14 protein-coding genes are annotated in these 15,928 nt (G+C 52.3%); 8 read left to right on the top strand and 6 right to left on the bottom strand.

All coding sequences use genetic code 11. The features are described 5' to 3' along the window. Nucleotides 1-36 precede the first annotated feature (36 nt). Nucleotides 37-546, top strand: a complete 510-nt coding sequence (locus ACJJI3_RS02220) for a peptidylprolyl isomerase (protein ID WP_108733726.1) — start codon at nt 37-39, stop codon at nt 544-546. A 35-nt stretch (nt 547-581) separates the two neighbouring features. Then, nucleotides 582-1,307: a UDP-2,3-diacylglucosamine diphosphatase gene (locus tag ACJJI3_RS02215; protein ID WP_444941350.1), complete on the top strand. Its 726-nt coding sequence runs from the start codon at nt 582-584 to the stop codon at nt 1,305-1,307. Here the strand turns inward: ACJJI3_RS02215 and ACJJI3_RS02210 are convergent. Genes ACJJI3_RS02210 through ACJJI3_RS02200 form a run of 3 tightly spaced genes read right to left on the bottom strand, consistent with a single transcriptional unit; the run spans nt 1,304 to nt 4,409 of the window. Further along, nucleotides 1,304-2,245 (bottom strand): NAD-dependent epimerase/dehydratase family protein, encoded by a 942-nt coding sequence (locus tag ACJJI3_RS02210; protein ID WP_444925332.1) that lies wholly within the window; start codon nt 2,243-2,245, stop codon nt 1,304-1,306. The genes ACJJI3_RS02215 and ACJJI3_RS02210 overlap by 4 nt on opposite strands. A 24-nt stretch (nt 2,246-2,269) precedes the next feature. Further along, the gene (locus ACJJI3_RS02205; RefSeq protein WP_444941349.1) at nt 2,270-3,070 is read right to left on the bottom strand and encodes a glycosyltransferase; all 801 of its coding nucleotides are present in this window, start codon (nt 3,068-3,070) and stop codon (nt 2,270-2,272) included. A gap of 34 nt (nt 3,071-3,104) precedes the next feature. Next, nucleotides 3,105-4,409 carry a condensation domain-containing protein gene (locus ACJJI3_RS02200; RefSeq protein ID WP_444941348.1) on the bottom strand — a complete coding sequence of 435 codons (1,305 nt, stop codon included), beginning with the start codon at nt 4,407-4,409 and terminating at the stop codon, nt 3,105-3,107. Between the two features lie 210 nt (nt 4,410-4,619). On the opposite strand from ACJJI3_RS02200, the gene ACJJI3_RS02195 reads away from it, so the two are divergent. The 5 genes from ACJJI3_RS02195 to adiC all read left to right on the top strand — a co-directional run bounded on the left by ACJJI3_RS02195 (nt 4,620) and on the right by adiC (nt 13,134). Further along, on the top strand, nt 4,620-5,780 hold the full coding sequence (locus tag ACJJI3_RS02195; protein ID WP_444941347.1) for a saccharopine dehydrogenase family protein: 1,161 nt from the start codon (nt 4,620-4,622) through the stop codon (nt 5,778-5,780). Nucleotides 5,781-5,878: 98 nt separating this feature from the next. Next, nucleotides 5,879-7,561, top strand: a complete 1,683-nt coding sequence (locus tag ACJJI3_RS02190) for an FMN-binding glutamate synthase family protein (RefSeq protein ID WP_282932184.1) — start codon at nt 5,879-5,881, stop codon at nt 7,559-7,561. Between the two features lie 25 nt (nt 7,562-7,586). Further along, entirely contained in the window at nt 7,587-9,299 is a 1,713-nt protein-coding gene (locus ACJJI3_RS02185; protein WP_444911097.1) for a thiamine pyrophosphate-dependent enzyme, read from the top strand. A 41-nt stretch (nt 9,300-9,340) separates the two neighbouring features. After that, nucleotides 9,341-11,644 (top strand): Orn/Lys/Arg family decarboxylase, encoded by a 2,304-nt coding sequence (locus ACJJI3_RS02180; protein WP_444941346.1) that lies wholly within the window; start codon nt 9,341-9,343, stop codon nt 11,642-11,644. After that, entirely contained in the window at nt 11,641-13,134 is a 1,494-nt protein-coding gene (adiC, locus tag ACJJI3_RS02175) for an arginine/agmatine antiporter (RefSeq protein ID WP_444942537.1), read from the top strand. The genes ACJJI3_RS02180 and adiC overlap by 4 nt, the downstream gene beginning before the upstream one ends. A gap of 2 nt (nt 13,135-13,136) precedes the next feature. Here adiC and ACJJI3_RS02170 read toward each other — a convergent pair whose 3' ends face one another. Then, nucleotides 13,137-13,607, bottom strand: a complete 471-nt coding sequence (locus tag ACJJI3_RS02170; protein WP_444941345.1) for a YpsA SLOG family protein — start codon at nt 13,605-13,607, stop codon at nt 13,137-13,139. Between the two features lie 129 nt (nt 13,608-13,736). Between ACJJI3_RS02170 and ACJJI3_RS02165 the strand changes: the two genes are divergently transcribed. Further along, nucleotides 13,737-14,192 carry a DUF2269 family protein gene (locus ACJJI3_RS02165; protein ID WP_444933666.1) on the top strand — a complete coding sequence of 152 codons (456 nt, stop codon included), beginning with the start codon at nt 13,737-13,739 and terminating at the stop codon, nt 14,190-14,192. A 17-nt stretch (nt 14,193-14,209) separates the two neighbouring features. Here ACJJI3_RS02165 and ACJJI3_RS02160 read toward each other — a convergent pair whose 3' ends face one another. Both ACJJI3_RS02160 and ACJJI3_RS02155 read right to left on the bottom strand, forming a co-directional pair. Beyond that, on the bottom strand, nt 14,210-15,190 hold the full coding sequence (locus tag ACJJI3_RS02160; protein ID WP_444907840.1) for a hypothetical protein: 981 nt from the start codon (nt 15,188-15,190) through the stop codon (nt 14,210-14,212). A 74-nt stretch (nt 15,191-15,264) separates the two neighbouring features. Then, nucleotides 15,265-15,894, bottom strand: a complete 630-nt coding sequence (locus tag ACJJI3_RS02155; RefSeq protein ID WP_444941344.1) for a malonic semialdehyde reductase — start codon at nt 15,892-15,894, stop codon at nt 15,265-15,267. Between the last annotated feature and the right edge of the window lie 34 nt (nt 15,895-15,928).

The following is a 15,928-nucleotide window of genomic DNA, read 5'->3' as shown; positions in this document are numbered from 1 at the left end:
TCATGCCGCCCCAAATCAACCCTCATAGGACATTTTATGATCACCCTTCACACAACCCATGGAGATATAGCCATCGAATTGGATTTCGAAAAGGCACCCAAGACTGCTGCCAACTTTTTGCAGTACTGCCGTGACGATTTCTATACCGGCACTGTCTTCCACCGGGTGATCAACAACTTTATGATCCAAGGTGGCGGCATGACTCCAGACATGCAGCAGAAGGAAACCCGCGATTCCATCGAAAACGAAGCCAACAACGGCTTGAAGAACGACACTGGCACTCTGGCCATGGCCCGCACTATGGACCCGCATTCCGCCAGCTCCCAGTTCTTTATCAATGTTAAGGACAACGATTTCCTGAACTTCCGTAGCGAAGACTCTCAGGGTTGGGGTTACTGCGTATTTGGTAAGGTTGTCGACGGCATGGACGTGGTCAACAAAATCAAAGACGTTAAAACCGGCAGCAAAGGCTTCCACCAGGACGTACCCCTGGAGACTATCGAAATCACTGGTATCAGCATCTCTGACGCCTACGCCGATAAGTAATTCCACGGGTCAGTACCGACTCTAAGGCGGGGACATTGTCTACTTATTTTATTTCTGACTTGCACCTCGACGAAAAACGCCCGGATATTACCCGGGCGTTTTTTGATTTTCTGCACGGGCGAGCTGCCGGTGCTGAGGCGCTATATATTCTCGGCGACTTTTTTGAGGCGTGGGTTGGCGACGACGACGATGCCCCGCTGGCCCGCGAAGTGATTGGCGAGTTAAGTCGCTATAGCGGTACCGGCGTAGAGTTGTACCTGATGCACGGCAATCGAGATTTCCTGCTGGGTACCGACTTCGCCCAGCGCGCGGGAGCCACTTTACTTCAGGACCCGACTGCGTTGTCCCTCGGTAATGAGCGCGTGTTGCTTATGCACGGCGACAGCCTTTGCACCCTCGACAAAGAGTATATGGCGTTCCGCCGCCAGGCCCGGGACCCCAAGTGGCAACAAGAGCTATTGACCAAGTCCCTACAGGAACGCCGCGCTATTGCCGCGCAGATTCGTATGGCATCCAAGAGTATGAACAGCCGCAAGGCCGAAGACATCATGGATGTGACCCAGGAAGAAGTGGAGCGGGTAATGCTTGAGCACAATGTGCTTCGACTGATCCACGGCCACACCCATCGGCCCGCCCGCCACGGGTTGACGATCAACGGTGAACCGGCGGAGCGTATTGTGCTGGGAGACTGGGATAAGAATGCCTGGTGCCTGAAAGCGGACAACGACTCACTGGAGTTGATTCACTGGCCAATCGGCTAGGAGCCGGCGTTTTGGATGAGGCTCTGCTGTTGCTGCACAGCCTCTACCAATTCCCCAAGCGTCTCCCGCAGACGCTGCACACCCCCAAATTGAAAACCTTTCCCCTGTAAATAAGCGCAATCCATCACTGCCGGCGGTTTCACTTGTGGCTGGGGAGGTAGCGGTCCCTGCTGTCCGGATATCGATCTTAGAATCTTCACCAACTCGCGACTGCTAACCAGGCAATCACTACAGTTTACTGCCCGCCCCCGGGCATCTTCGTGGTCCAGTAAAAGCTCTACCGCCCGCGCCACATCTTCTCCGTGCACTTCCGTTGAAAGCCGGGAATTTAAATAGGCTTCCCCAGATATCACTGCTCGAGCGATGTCATACCACTTGCTACGACTTAACGGACTCACCAGCCCGTAAACTCCAGTTAAGCGCAATGAAACCGCATGCCAGCCACGCTGATACGCCCAAGCAGACAGCATGGCTTCCACAGCCGCTTTATAGCCGCCGTAGAAAGTATCCGGCTGAACAACCTGCTCCTCGCGTAAAGAGCCGCTCAACTTTCCAGTGGCATAAACGGCACGACTGGAAATAAACACAAATTTTTTTACCTTCGCTGCATAGGCGAATCGGATTAATGCCAGGGTTTGATTGAGGTTTACATGTAAAAAACCCTCAAGATCTTCCCCTTCCCCATTTCGATAGCGCCCGGGAAGATGCTCGAAAGCCGCATGCACCACCACATCCAGATTGCTGGCGAATGTCTGTAGTGTTGTATCAGAAGTAATATCCCCGACGCTCCACGCCAATCTGGGTGAAGCAATACTGCGAAAAAGAGCTGCACTTTCCTCCCTGCGCAGTAATGCTCGCACTTCACAGCCCTGCCGTAAAAAATGCCTGACTAGAAATTGCCCCACATAGCCACTCGCACCAGTTATCCCTATTCTCACAATTCCCTCTCTCGATTTTATTTTCTAAGCACGGGCTAACTCATCCAGATCAACGGCGATATCTCGCCCTTCGTAAACCGCCCACCACAAGTCGATCAGGGGCTTGAGCTTTTCAACTTTTGAGTGCTGTTTTTGCCAGGGTTTTTCATATTGGTAGTGAATGACATGAATACTGTCCCACTGCCACAGCTGCGGTAAATTCAGGTAGAGGTATTGCAAGGCGTTATAGATATAAGGCAGGCCGTGCCAACGAGGAAAAAAGGACTGCAAAAATGTCTGGTCTGTGCGTCGCCAGAAAACCCCTGGTCGATCCAGTTGCTCAAGCATTTTTTGGTAAATCGCTTCACTCGGTACCGCAGTAAACAATCCCGAATTCATACGATGAAATCCATCCAAGTCTTCGTAAAGATTGGGAGCTGCGCAAAATTCCGGGTAATTCATCAAGTGGTCAATATTGCGCAATACCAGGGTGTCCGCATCCAGGAAAACAAGCTTATCGAATTGGGTCAATTGCCACAGTGCCAATTTGCAAAAGTTATTCAGTGGGTCATGGAAAGCGGGCTTACTACCCTTGTCAAAGGGCGCGCGCCGGTGCAAAGAATCGCGTTTATGGCGGCGGATAAACTCATCGGAAAAACGAGGCGTATAAACTTCTTTTATCTTGCAGCCCGCCGCTTCCAATGGCGCTGGATTACAACTGTTCGGTGGCACCATACAAATTAACGGATAGGCACTGGCCGTACGATCCAATGAGTGTTTCAGTGCCTGCGCACCTATCACATAATCAGGACTATTAACCAGGGTCACAAAGGCACATCTTGACATAACAATTGGCTCTACAGTCCCTATACAGCGTTATTTACAGCGGCGGTAGAATATCTTCAGGTCCGCACAATAATCTGTCACACCAGCGACTTACCATTGCTTCTACTTGTTTTTGTTCAAAGCAATTTTCATTGTAGATAAAGCTCGAGCGCAACTGCTTCCCAAAGACGGTAATAGATAGATAGATGCCATATGGCGTTAAGCGCGTCGCCAGAGGGACAATGCGAATCTTCAAGTGGTCATCCAATTTGACCCAGTCAGAAGTTTCACCGGTATAAACCGCAAAAAAACCTTCCCGATGCTCCTCTGTTTGCAGGAAAGTCACCAAGTAGCAATGGGATGCATCGAGGTGATGGCCAATCAGGCCGTGGGGCCCAATTGCATCAGCAGCATAAACCGTGCGCATGGCATACTTTATCTCCGCAGACAGGCGCGTGAGCTTCTCCTGCCAGGATTCATCCCTACAAACCATCAGGTTGACATACCGGCACATAGGGCCAAACACTTCCCGATACTCCCTCTTAAGCCGAAGGGATAAATTGCCATTCATCCAAAAAGAGTGAGGTATGAATTCACATAAAACCTGCTGAAATGCGGCTGTCAGATAGGCGAAGAGACTCACATTCTCCGAGCTGGCCAATGCCTTTATCTGCCCCAGCTCAATCTCATCTATGTGCTGGATTACTTCACTACAAATAACCGAGGTCTCTTCCGGTTGGGGCAACTGCTCTATCTCATCTTTTTGGGATTGCAACTTTTGCTGCCAAAGATTTCGCGCCTTATCCCCCCTCGGCGATCTCAGATAGGTATTTTCATAATTCACATAATCAGCAAAGTCTGCAGTTTCCACCCTAGGTTGATAATCCTTACCCTTCACACTATCCAAATAGTGAGTCAAGGATTCAGACCAGAGGAGTGACAAGCTAATCCCATCGGCAATGATGTGGTGACACTTGGTCAAGAAAATGTATTCATCTTCTCCACTGCGAAGAACACTGAGTCCCAACAATTGGTCCTGCGTCAAATCCATTGGCGAGCTACCAAATTGACGCAAAAAGCTCTCGAAGTGAGCATCACTTAAGTGGCGGATGTCGATATAGTCCAGTTCAATATCTACAAAGGAGCGAACAGCCGGTTCCCCGCTATAACGACAGCGAAAAATCGGATAGGTGTTTACCACCTCTGAAATAGACTTCTTAAACAGTTCAACATCGAATTCTCCTTTGAAAACCATGGCGCGGGTAATCAGGTCGACCAGATCCTTGCGGTGATGCAAATCATAAATACGCTGCTCAGTGATCGATAGGGGGACCTGAGTCGATAAACTCCAACCGGCCATTCTGGTCTCCAAAAATCATTTGCCCGACACAAGATCACTAATGAGTCTGATAAAACTGCACAAGATCATCGGGAACGTTACTTTTAGAATATACAAAACAGTGAAATGACAACGGCGGCATGCTGAAGCCGCAGACAAGATTTTCTTGATTTAAGTCACCGGCACGATGCATGATCTCTACAAACTATAAGGGGCAGGAGTTCCATCCAGGTGATCAATAACCTGAATAAACGCGTATTGATTCTCGGCGGCTACGGCAATTTCGGTGCACGTATTGCACAAATGCTGAGTTCTGAGACCAATATCCAGCTAATTATTGCCGGCCATAACAAGACACGGGCAGACCGCTGCGCCCAATCACTCGGTGGCCTCGCCGAGGGGTTACGATTGGAGAGGGACTCCATCAACTTGACTGCGCAACTGAAAGCCTTGCACCTGGATTTATTAATCCACTGCGCTGGCCCCTACCAGAGAGAAACCGATTACCGGGTGGCCAAAGCCTGCATTGAAGCCCGCACACCCTACATCGATATTTCAGATGCGCGCCGCTTTGTATGTGATTTTCACCGTCTCTCCCCGGCTGCCGAGGCCGCCGGTATCGCCATGGTATCCGGTGCCAGCAGCCTGCCCGGCCTCAGCTCAGCAGCCATAGCTGAGATCCAGAAAGAGCTGCCGGTCATTCGCTCCGTGCAGGCGGCAATTGCTCCGGCACACAAGGTAGAGCGCGGCCTCGCCACCGTGCGCTCTGGCTTTGAAGCGCTGGGGGAGAGCTTCCCCCAATTGCGGGATGGGCGCTGGAGAGAATCATTTGCCGGCAATCACCTGCGCTCGGTAACTCTTGCCCATCCAGTGGGAAAACGCTGGCTGTGCGATTTTGAAGTACCCGACCTGGAGTTGTGCCCAAGATACCTGCCAGATTTAAACACAGCACTATTTTCCACGGGGACAGAGCCCCTGATTCTCCAGGCCGGCCTGTCTTTGTGCGCCCAACTCTCGCGCCTAAATTTGCCCGCTACAAGCTCCCGCATCGCACAGATTGCCCATAAATTGAGTGCCCGCTGGCCTGGTGGCAGCTCTCACGGCGGCATGATTGTCCGCGCACTGGGTGAAGATGCTGACGGTAGGACAGCTGGTAGGCAGTGGCAAATACTTGGAATGGATGGCGATGGCGTCTGGATTCCTGCAGCACCCGCAGTGGCTTTAGCGAGAAAATTCCTTCGCGGTGAGATTTCAGACAGTGGCGCGCGCGCATGCTGGCAACTATTGAAGCTGGATGAAATTCTGGATGAACTGAAGGATTACTCCATCGTCACTGCCATCGAGTTTTTACCTGCAGAGCAAAATTCACTGCCTGCGTTGGCGGCGAGCTAGGGGAAAAAGCCCTTTAGTTGACCTTATCAAGGCAGAACCCTTACAAATGATCTAGGTTCAGTATCGGAACTTTATGTAACGATGCTGAACCTGATTTTATGAGTAGCTCCAACCCCTGGTGCGCCTATTCCGGCCGGAATGGTATAAAGCGCGCAATTATCCCCATTACCGCTCTTATCCTGACCCCATTCTTCTTGGTGCTCACGTTTACAGATAGCGCCTGGTGGCTGGTGGCTCTACTGATTAGCGTTTCACTGGTACTACTGGGAATCTACGATATGCTCCAACCCCACTGGAGCATTACGCGAAACTTCCCGGTTGCCGGCCGCATTCGCTGGATATTCCTGAATCTGCGTCCCTATTTCCGCGCCTATATGGTCGAGGGTGATGAGGAGGGGCGCCCTTACAGCATTGAAGCCCGACGACTGGTGTATGCCCGCTCTGAAGGTTTTTCCGATATGCATCCGTTCGGCACTGAAAAGGATGTGCAGAGTGAGGAATATACCTGGCTCACTCACTCGGTGAAGCCCGAAAAAAATGCAGACACTTCCTGTCGTACTGAAGTAGGCACGGGCCGCTGCAAGCAGCCCTACTCCGCCGCCCTGTTAAATATCTCCGCCATGAGCTTTGGCGCTCTCTCCGCCGCTGCAGTAGAGGCCTTGAATAAGGGAGCCTCAATTGGCGGCTTCTATCACGATACCGGTGAGGGAGGTATCAGCCCCTATCACCGCAAGCATGGCGGCGACCTAGTGTGGGAATTGGGTACCGGTTATTTCGGTGCGCGCAACGATGACGGCAGCTTTAACCCGGATCTATTTCGCGAGGCCTGCAACGATCAGGTCAAAATGACGGAAATTAAATTGAGCCAAGGCGCCAAACCCGGGCACGGTGGGGTTTTACCCGGCGCCAAAGTTACCCAGGAGATCGCTTCCACCCGCAAGGTTACACCCGGGCAGAACTGCGTCTCCCCTCGCGCGCACTCCATGTTCTCCACCCCCATTGAAATGCTTGAATTCGCCGAGCAGATGCGCGAACTCTCCGGCGGCAAACCGGTAGGCATAAAACTTTGTGTAGGGCACATCTACGAAGTGATGGCCATTATGAAGGCCATGCACGAGACCGGGAAACTGGTGGACTTTATTGTTGTGGACGGCGCCGAAGGAGGCACCGGCGCAGCGCCGCTGGAGCTGTCCAACCACGTGGGCATGCCGCTACTGGAAGGGTTGATTATCGTGCGCAATGCCCTGGTGGGGGCGGGCCTGAAAGACAAAGTGAAGTTGGCTGCCAGCGGCAAGGTTTATTCCGCGTCCGGCCTGGCACAGTGCCTGGCCATTGGCGCTGACTGGTGCAATGCGGCGCGGGCATTTATGTTTTCCGTGGGCTGTATCCAGTCCCAGCGCTGCCATACGGATACCTGCCCAACTGGTGTTACCACCCAGGATCCTCGGCGCCAGCGCGGGCTGGTGGTGGATGTGCAGAGTAAAAGGGCGGCTGCTTTCCAGGCAAAAACTCTCGAAGCACTGGGGGATATAGTGGCCGGCGCAGGGCTTACCGATCCCCGGGACCTGAAACCCTATCACCTGGTTCACCGAATTAATGGCGCAGAATCCAGGCCGATAGATCGTATCTGGCATTTTCTCGACACCAACTCCCTAATCGACGCACCGGAAGATACGCCCTACTGGCACTGGTGGCTGGCCGCACAGGCAGACAGTTTTCAGCCTGCGATCAAGCTCGAAGAAGGCAAGTACGCGTCAATCCGCCGCGCTATTAACCGCTAGCCCCACCCAATCTGTGGAGACTGCTATGCAGACCGTTTCAGAAATTATTGTCGATACACTGGTCAAGGCCGGCGCCAAGCGGTGTTACGGCATTGTCGGCGATACCATCAATCACTTCACATCAGCGGTGCGCACTTCCGATTTGGAGTGGATACATGTGCGCCATGAGGAAGTGGGCGCTTTCGCCGCTGGGGGTGAGTCTTACCTTACCGGTGAGTTGAGCGTCTGCGCCGGAACTGCCGGACCCGGCAGCCTGCACTTTATCAACGGCATTTTTGAAAGCCATCGCAATGGCGCCCCGGTGGTACTGATTGCCTCTCGAATCGACCGTGCGGAACAGGGATTCGGCTATCCACAGGAAGTGGACCAGCAAAAGCTCTACGAACAGTGTTCAGTCTTCTGTGAAACCATGACTCACCCGGAACAAGCCCGTCGAATGATTGTGCAGGCTGCTCAAACTGCGCTTACTCGCGGTGGAGTCGCGGTGGTGCAAATTAGCGGCGACTTGTTCAAGGAGAAAAGCAAAGACAGTCTGCCCTGGTCGGTACATCGCCCTGAATGGCTAGCGCGTCCGTCTGACTCTGAGCTCGACGCCCTGGCAAAGAAAATCAACGCCGCAAAAAATATCACTATTTACGGCGGTATCGGCTGCCGTCACGCTCACGATGAAGTAGTAAAATTGGGACAACACCTAGCCGCTCCTATTGCCCACACCACCAAGTCGAAAGAGTTTCTCGAATACGACAACCCCTGCCATGTGGGCATGACCGGGATTCTCGGCAATCCCGCAGGCTACCGGGCCATGGAGACTTGTGACCTGTTACTGTGCCTGGGTACCGATTTTGCCTACACCCAGTTCTACCCGGAAAAAGCCACCATTATTCAAATTGATGCGGAAGCGCCGCACCTGGGGCGGCGCGCTCCTGTGGATATGGGCCTGGTAGGGCATGTGGGTCCAACCATTGAAGCCCTCTTGCCCCGATTAAAGGCCCGCACCGACAGTACCTTCCTCGATGACCTGCTCGAACGATACAAAAAAGATCGGGAAGAGATGAAAAGCCGCGGCAAAGAGAAAGACCCCAGCCTGATTCACCCTCAATTTGTCGCCCAGACGCTCAACAAGCTGGCCGATGAGGATGCCGTATTCACCGCTGATGGCGGCGCCTGTATGGTTTGGATGCTCCGCGACCTCACTGCCAACGGCAAACGCTCATTTCTCACCAGCCTTTCCCATGGCACCATGGCCAACGCCTACCCCCAAGCCCTGGGCATGGCCAAAGCCTATCCCGGGCGCCAGGTCATCGCTATGTGCGGCGACGGTGGTATGACCATGTTAATGGGAGACCTGTTGACACTGGTGCAAGAAAAAATCCCATTAAAAGTCCTGGTATTTAACAACAATTCCCTCGGCTTCGTAGAGATGGAGCAGCGTATTGAGGGGCTACTCGACAGCTATACCGACTTACACAACCCGGACTTCGGCCGCGTTGCCGAAGCTTGTGGCATCAGCGGTGCCAGTATCGAGAGTGCGGATCAGCTTGAGGACAGCATGAAGCGCTGGCTCGCCACTGACGGGCCGGCACTACTCAGCGTACCGACGAACCGCGTGGAGCTGGTGATGCCGCCGGAAGTTACGGCGCAGCAAGTCACCTCCACCGCACTGTTCGGACTTAAGGCAATACTCAACGGCCGCGCAGATGAGGTGGTAGATCTTTTGCGAGACAATTTCCTGCGCTGAGACTTTTTAGCAGGCCACAACAAAAGGTTTGTGCGGCACTCATGCATCATTTCGGACAGCAACGCCATAACAGCATGCTGGCCCTGATCGCCAGCAGTGAAGTCGACGACAACAGCGCTCCCGGCCGCGCCGCCATGAGGCTACAAGCAGAGTTATCAGAGCGAAAAATTGACGTAATAACAACCACCAGCGGTAGTGATGCCTGCGCCATACTGAGTACTAACACCGCGATCCAATGCCTGCTGATTAATTGGACCCTGCCCGGTGAATCGGAATGCCCCGCCCTGGTTGTATTGGAAGAACTTCGCGCCCACAATCCCCAAATGCCGGTATTCCTTCTGGCAGATCAGCAGACTGTCAGCACCATGCCGCGACGGGCCCTGGAATTAGCCAACGATTTTATCTGGATGCTGGAAGATACCCCGACCTTTATCGGCGGTCGCATCCAGAGCGCGATTGAAAGATACCGCCACGCCATTCTTCCCCCCATGTTTCGCGCCCTGACCCACTTTGCCCGGGTCCATGAATATTCTTGGCACACACCCGGCCACACTGGGGGAACAGCTTTTCTCAAATCCCCTGCGGGTCGCGCTTTTTACGATTTCTTTGGGGAAAATATGTTGCGCTCGGACCTGTCTGTTTCTGTAACAGAGTTGGGATCGCTTTTGGATCACTCGGGCCCCATTGCCAAGGGAGAGCAATATGCAGCAAAAGTATTTGGTGCGGATCGCACTTACTATGTAACCAATGGCTCTTCGACATCGAATAGGGTGATATTGATGGCATCGGTTACCCGGGGGCAACTGGCTCTGTGCGATCGAAACTGCCATAAATCCGTTGAACACGCTATCACCATGTCAGGTGCAGTTCCAACCTACCTGATTCCCCTACGCAACAACTACGGCCTCATAGGCCCAGTCCCTCCCCAACAGTTGACGGCCAGCTCTGTTGCCAATGCTATTCGGCAAAACCCTTTGTCCAAGCACGCCAAAAATTCCCGTGCCGTTCACGCAGTCATTACTAATTCCACCTACGACGGTCTCTGTTACAACGTGCGCAGAGTGGAAGAACTTCTCGGCGAGTCCGTTGATCGCCTGCACTTTGACGAAGCCTGGTACTCATACGCTCGATTTAATCCTATCTATCGAGATCGCTTCGCAATGTACGATTTGGGAGAAGCCGACGCGAAAAATGGCCCGAGCAAATTTTCCACTCAGTCAACGCATAAATTACTTGCTGCATTGTCCCAGGCATCGATGATTCACATTCGCGATGGGCGTAAACCCATTGAGCATGGGCGCTTTAATGAAGCCTTTATGATGCATGCCTCAACCTCCCCACTTTATTCCATCATGGCCTCCAATGATGTGAGCGCAGCAATGATGGATGGACCGGGTGGAAAAGCATTAACAGAGGAGTCAATTGCTGAGGCCGTAGCGTTCCGACAAGTATTGGCCCGTTTGCAACAGGAGTATCGCGATAAAGAAGAGTGGTTCTTTGGAGGTTGGCAGCCTGAGCATGTCACCGATCCCAATAACGGGCACAACTACGCCTTTCACAGCGCCCCAGCAGAACTCCTGTGTCATGAGCCCAGCTGCTGGTTATTAGACCCCGGCGAGTCATGGCATGGATTTGGTGATATTGAGCCAGATTACTGCATGTTGGACCCGATTAAAGTATCGATTACCACCCCGGGGATAAACCCTAATGGCAAACTGTCTGCATCTGGAATACCTGCCAACATCGTCAGTAAATACCTGGACAACCTCGGCATTATCGTGGAGAAAACTACCGATTTTACGATTTTGTTCCTGTTTTCTATCGGTATTACCAAGGGTAAGTGGGGCACTCTCATAAATGCTTTACTGGCCTTTAAGCGCGACTTCGATGCCAACCGGCCCTTAAGTGAATGCCTGCCAAACCTTATAAAAAGGTCCCCAGCCTATCACAATATCGGGCTGCGCGACCTTGCAGACAATATGTTTGCTTCCATGAAAAAATTGCAAACCACAGTGCAAATGTCTGCAGGATTTTCAGCCTTACCTAGAGCTGACTGCAGTCCGGTACAAGCTTATGAAACCCTGGTTCGCGGCGATGTGGAAATGCTTCCGCTAAGCAAGTTACCGGGACGTACCGCAGCCACAGGCGTTGTACCCTACCCTCCAGGTATTCCTCTGTTAATGCCCGGCGAAAATTTTGGCGATGAAGATAGTCCGGCATTGATTTACTTGAGAACTCTGGAAGCCTTCGACCAGCAATTTCCAGGCTTTACCCACGATAACCACGGAGTAGAGGTGAGGGACGGCCACTATCATATTTACGCCCTGCGGGGAGACTCGCCATAGGCTCGCCTATCAAAGAGGAGCATAAAATAGGCCTGGTCCCCGCAACCCTGATGGTTGCAGGCAATATGATGGGCTCCGGGGTTTTTATGCTCCCCGCCAATCTCGCCGCAGTCGGCAGTATTTCCCTGATCGGTTGGTTGATAACCATTGTCGGCGCTATCTCCCTGGCCCTGGTATTTGCCAAGCTCGCCGCTATCTATCCCGCAGCCGGCGGCCCTTACGCCTATGCCCGCCGCGCTTTTGGCGATTACATTGGCTACCAAACCAATCTGGTTTACTGGCTGGCCAATGTAATCGGTAATGTTGCGCTGATTACTGCAGGCCTGGGCTATCTGACCCATTTTTTTCCACCGTTAAAAGACCCACTGACTTTTGCCATGGCCCAGGTTGCTATGGTCTGGCTGCTGACTTACGCCAATGTACTGGGCCCGCGCACCGTTGGTCGCATCCAATCCCTCACCACCGGCCTGGTTTTGCTTCCAATCCTCGGCACCGCTATTTTTGGCTGGTTCTGGTTCGACCAGCAAAACTTTACCAGCAGCTGGAATGTTTCAGGCAAGAGCGACCCCAGTGCCATTATGGCCAGCCTGACCTTCACGCTCTGGGCTTTTATTGGAGTGGAAACAGCTTCTGTATCCGCCGCAGTGGTAAAAGACCCTACCAAGAACGTCCCAATTGCAACGGTTGGGGGAGTTATCCTGGCTTCTATTGCCTATGTACTCAGCTCATCGGTCATTATGGGGATGCTGCCGAACCAGGAATTAATCAGCTCCTCCGCTCCCTTTGCCGATGCTGCTCGCCTGGCACTGGGAAATACTGCGGCCAATATCGTAGCCCTGTGCGCCGCTATTGGCTGTATCGGTTCATTGGGCGGCTGGATACTGTTGGTGGGGCAGTCTGCCAAGGCGGCGGCAGATGATGGCCTGTTTGCGGCGCTATTTGCCCGCACCAATAACAAAGGCGTGCCTACCGGCGGATTAACCCTGGTGGCCGTGCTGATGTCTGTATTGATACTTACCACTATATCGCCAACGGCCAGCCAGCAGTTTGGCAAAATTGCCTCTGTCGCTGTGATTATGACGCTGATGCCCTATATCTATTCAGCTGTAGCTTTGCGGGTTTTGGCCTACGGCAAAATGCCGCCTCAGCAGTACGGACTGTTTACTGTGATTTTGCTGATTGCAGCGGTGTACTGCCTTGTGGCCCTGGTAGGATCTGATGGGCAACAAACCCGCTGGTCCCTGACCTTTGTGATTGCGACAGTCATATTTTATGCGCTAATTTTAAATCGCCGTCGCAGCGTTGAAGAAAAGCACTTTCTACCCGGTGGGCCAGAACCAGCCTGGGTTCACTACTTCACTCTCTTTGCCACAATTGCTGCCCTGTGCCTGTTCTTCTGGTTTTCCGTGGGGCAATACCCGGACCTGGAATTGCGCTTGCGCGCACCCAACCCCTCAGGTCATCATCTTGAGAGGCACATTGAACCCTAGACTCAGCGGGTTAGCGCCCTCTCGATGGTTTCCGCGGTAATTTCAGTAATCCCTTGGGAGTTGGATTCACGGTTACCCGCCACATTGAGCGTCTGCGGACGATTCTTGAGGATAAAGTCACGCACCAATTGTACTCGATCGGCATCAGTCGGATTGACTACCAAGTGTGGTTTCCCCGATGCCTGGCAGAACTCAATAGTAAACAGGGTGCCATCACTACTGGGATTGGTTGTGAAGATAACAGTGGCATCAGAGTTGCGGATATTCTCTCGAGTACGCTCTTCCAGATCCGGGGACGTGTTTTCAATCAGCCCAAGCCCTTTCAGAAAACCCGGCCGATCACCGATCTCAGTCCAGTAACCCTGCGGTGCTGTGCCACCGGTGGCAATTCCCAGGCGCTGCCCCGCCAGCAGGCCACCGGTATCCGCCCCCGTCTGACCACCACTGATAATTTTCTCCGGTCGGAAGATCACTTTTCTCCCCCATATCGTTTATCGTCCTACTAGCTCGAGCTAGCAGATATCAAGGCAGCGATAATTGGCATTGAAATTAACGACCGCAGCCACTAATTTATCTCCAACTTTAGTCTGGCCGGCAGCGCTGTGAATTACTATCTGATACTGAAAACACTGCATATCCTCTGCGCCATAATCGTACTCGGCACAGGGACCGGCATCGCTTGGTACACCCTGAGGGGCTGGCTGTCCGGAAATGCCCAAGTTATGCAGTGGGTCAGCCGGGAGACGGTACGGGCAGACTGGATATTTACCGGATCGGCGGTAATTGGTCTATTCGGTAGCGCGGTGGGAATGCTGCTGATTAATCCAAGCTGGATGCTGCAAGCCTGGCTGCAATTAGCCGCCGGTCTCAGCGCAACCGTGTTCTTGTTGTGGCTGCCGGTTGTTTACCTTCAGTACCAGCTGCGTAAACATGCCAAAGAAGACGGTAATATAGACAAAATGCGCAAGCTAATGATGGCTTGGTCCCTGCTCGGGGCTATCGCATTTCCCATAACCGTTGTCATTGTCTATCTGATGGTGTCTAAGCCGGCACTATAAGGACTCATGCCTGGCCATTACCTCTTCGCCCCCCTGAGGGTCTTATAGCTCGCTCGATGGCCAATATCTTTCCATTGCCGCTTGAAGTCATCCAGGACGACCCCAGACACGATTTCTGCATTACCTTCCGCGCTTTTATCCAAACGGTGTATCGCTTCTTTCTTACATAGTGGAACAATAATCGCCGAGCGTTCATGTCGGTCCATTCTCAACAGACGGCTGCGAATATGCTCTGCCTCACCACCGGTACAACTTGCATCTGTAATCACAAATACATTGGTATCACTGTCCAGGTCCGAGGCTATGGTGCCAAAACCTAGATCAAACTGCCGAAATACCACCCCTTTAAACAGCCCCTCCCCAACTTCCGAACCCGTAATAAAGGGCCAGGCATGTGCCAGGGTCCACAAGTAGGACTTACTTAAGACATATTGCAGGTGCTGATTGCGAACAAGCCCCAACTGGAATTGACGCTCAAAGGTTTCATCATTCAACTTGGCTTTACTGCAAATGGCTTTGGGAATGAGTTCCCCTTTGTAGCTGGTGGTCGGGATAACCACGATAAAATCATCAGCATCCCGCTTTTTCTCCAACGCCTTAAGAATGGTCGCCTGTAGATGTAAGACAAATTCCTCGGTGGTAATTACATCGTGTGGCAGCGCTGCGTTGTCCATTGCCAGGTTCATATAAAGTGTTTCCGCTCTATATGCCTGAATAATCGGCTCCAGCTCTTCTCGACTAAACAACAACTTTTCATCGAGAATCGCCTGCTCATTTATTTTCTTTGCGTAGCAATCTATCAGCAGTTGGTCTGCGGCATAGATACCGAAATTTCCCGAACTGACACAGCGGAAGTATTCCTCATCTTGCATCGACAAAAATCGCTCAACCACAGCCCGGCTTATGTCCCGGCCAAACAACTCATAAAGCGCGTCCTCTTGCCGAGGTAAAAAATATTCTTCCGGGTCAATCAACCGCTGAGATCGTTTAAGAACCACTTAATCACACCTAATTCTTGATCCACTGCCATTAACCCGTATTAAAAAATACGAATTATGTTAAACACAACAATTTACAGAGTTCTGCACACTTCATCGAAATCCAATCGAGGGTTGCGCGGATATAATTTGTCGGTTTCACCATAGCCAAGATTGCACAAGAAATTGGACTTAATATGACAATCGGGGAAGTGCTCCGGCAGAAAAGCCGGTGCTGAGCATTTGTCACTGAAGAATTCCTCATCAACCAATGCGTTATCAAACCCCGACATTGGGCCGCAATCGAGCCCCAGGGCCCTCGCCGCTAAAATAAAGTAGCCTCCTTGCAAGGGACCATTGCGAAATGCTGTAACCTCGGCGTATTCGGGGCTATCGGCAAACCATTCCCGCGCAGGGGTCTGGGGGTAGAGCCTCGGAAGGTGTTCATAAAAGTGCATATCGTAAGCAACAATGGCAGTCACCGGAGCCCGCATAGTTTTTTCAATGTTTCCTTCATTAAGCGCTGGCTTGAGCCGCTCCTTAGCCTCCTTACTTACAACAAACACCAATCGCATCGGGCAACAATTAGCACTGGTGGGTCCGAATTTGACCAAGTCGTAAAGCTGTTCCAAAACCTCTTTTGAAACCGGCTTATCTTGCCAATGACTATGGGTTCGGGCCTTGTTGAATAGCTGGTCGAGCACCTCAGAGGAAACAGGTTGCATAAGAGCTACCCCAAAATATCTTCGCTGGTAACAG

Source organism: Microbulbifer maximicatervae (SeqCode) (assembly GCF_052466985.1).
This window is presented reverse-complemented; position numbering and strand designations above follow the sequence as displayed.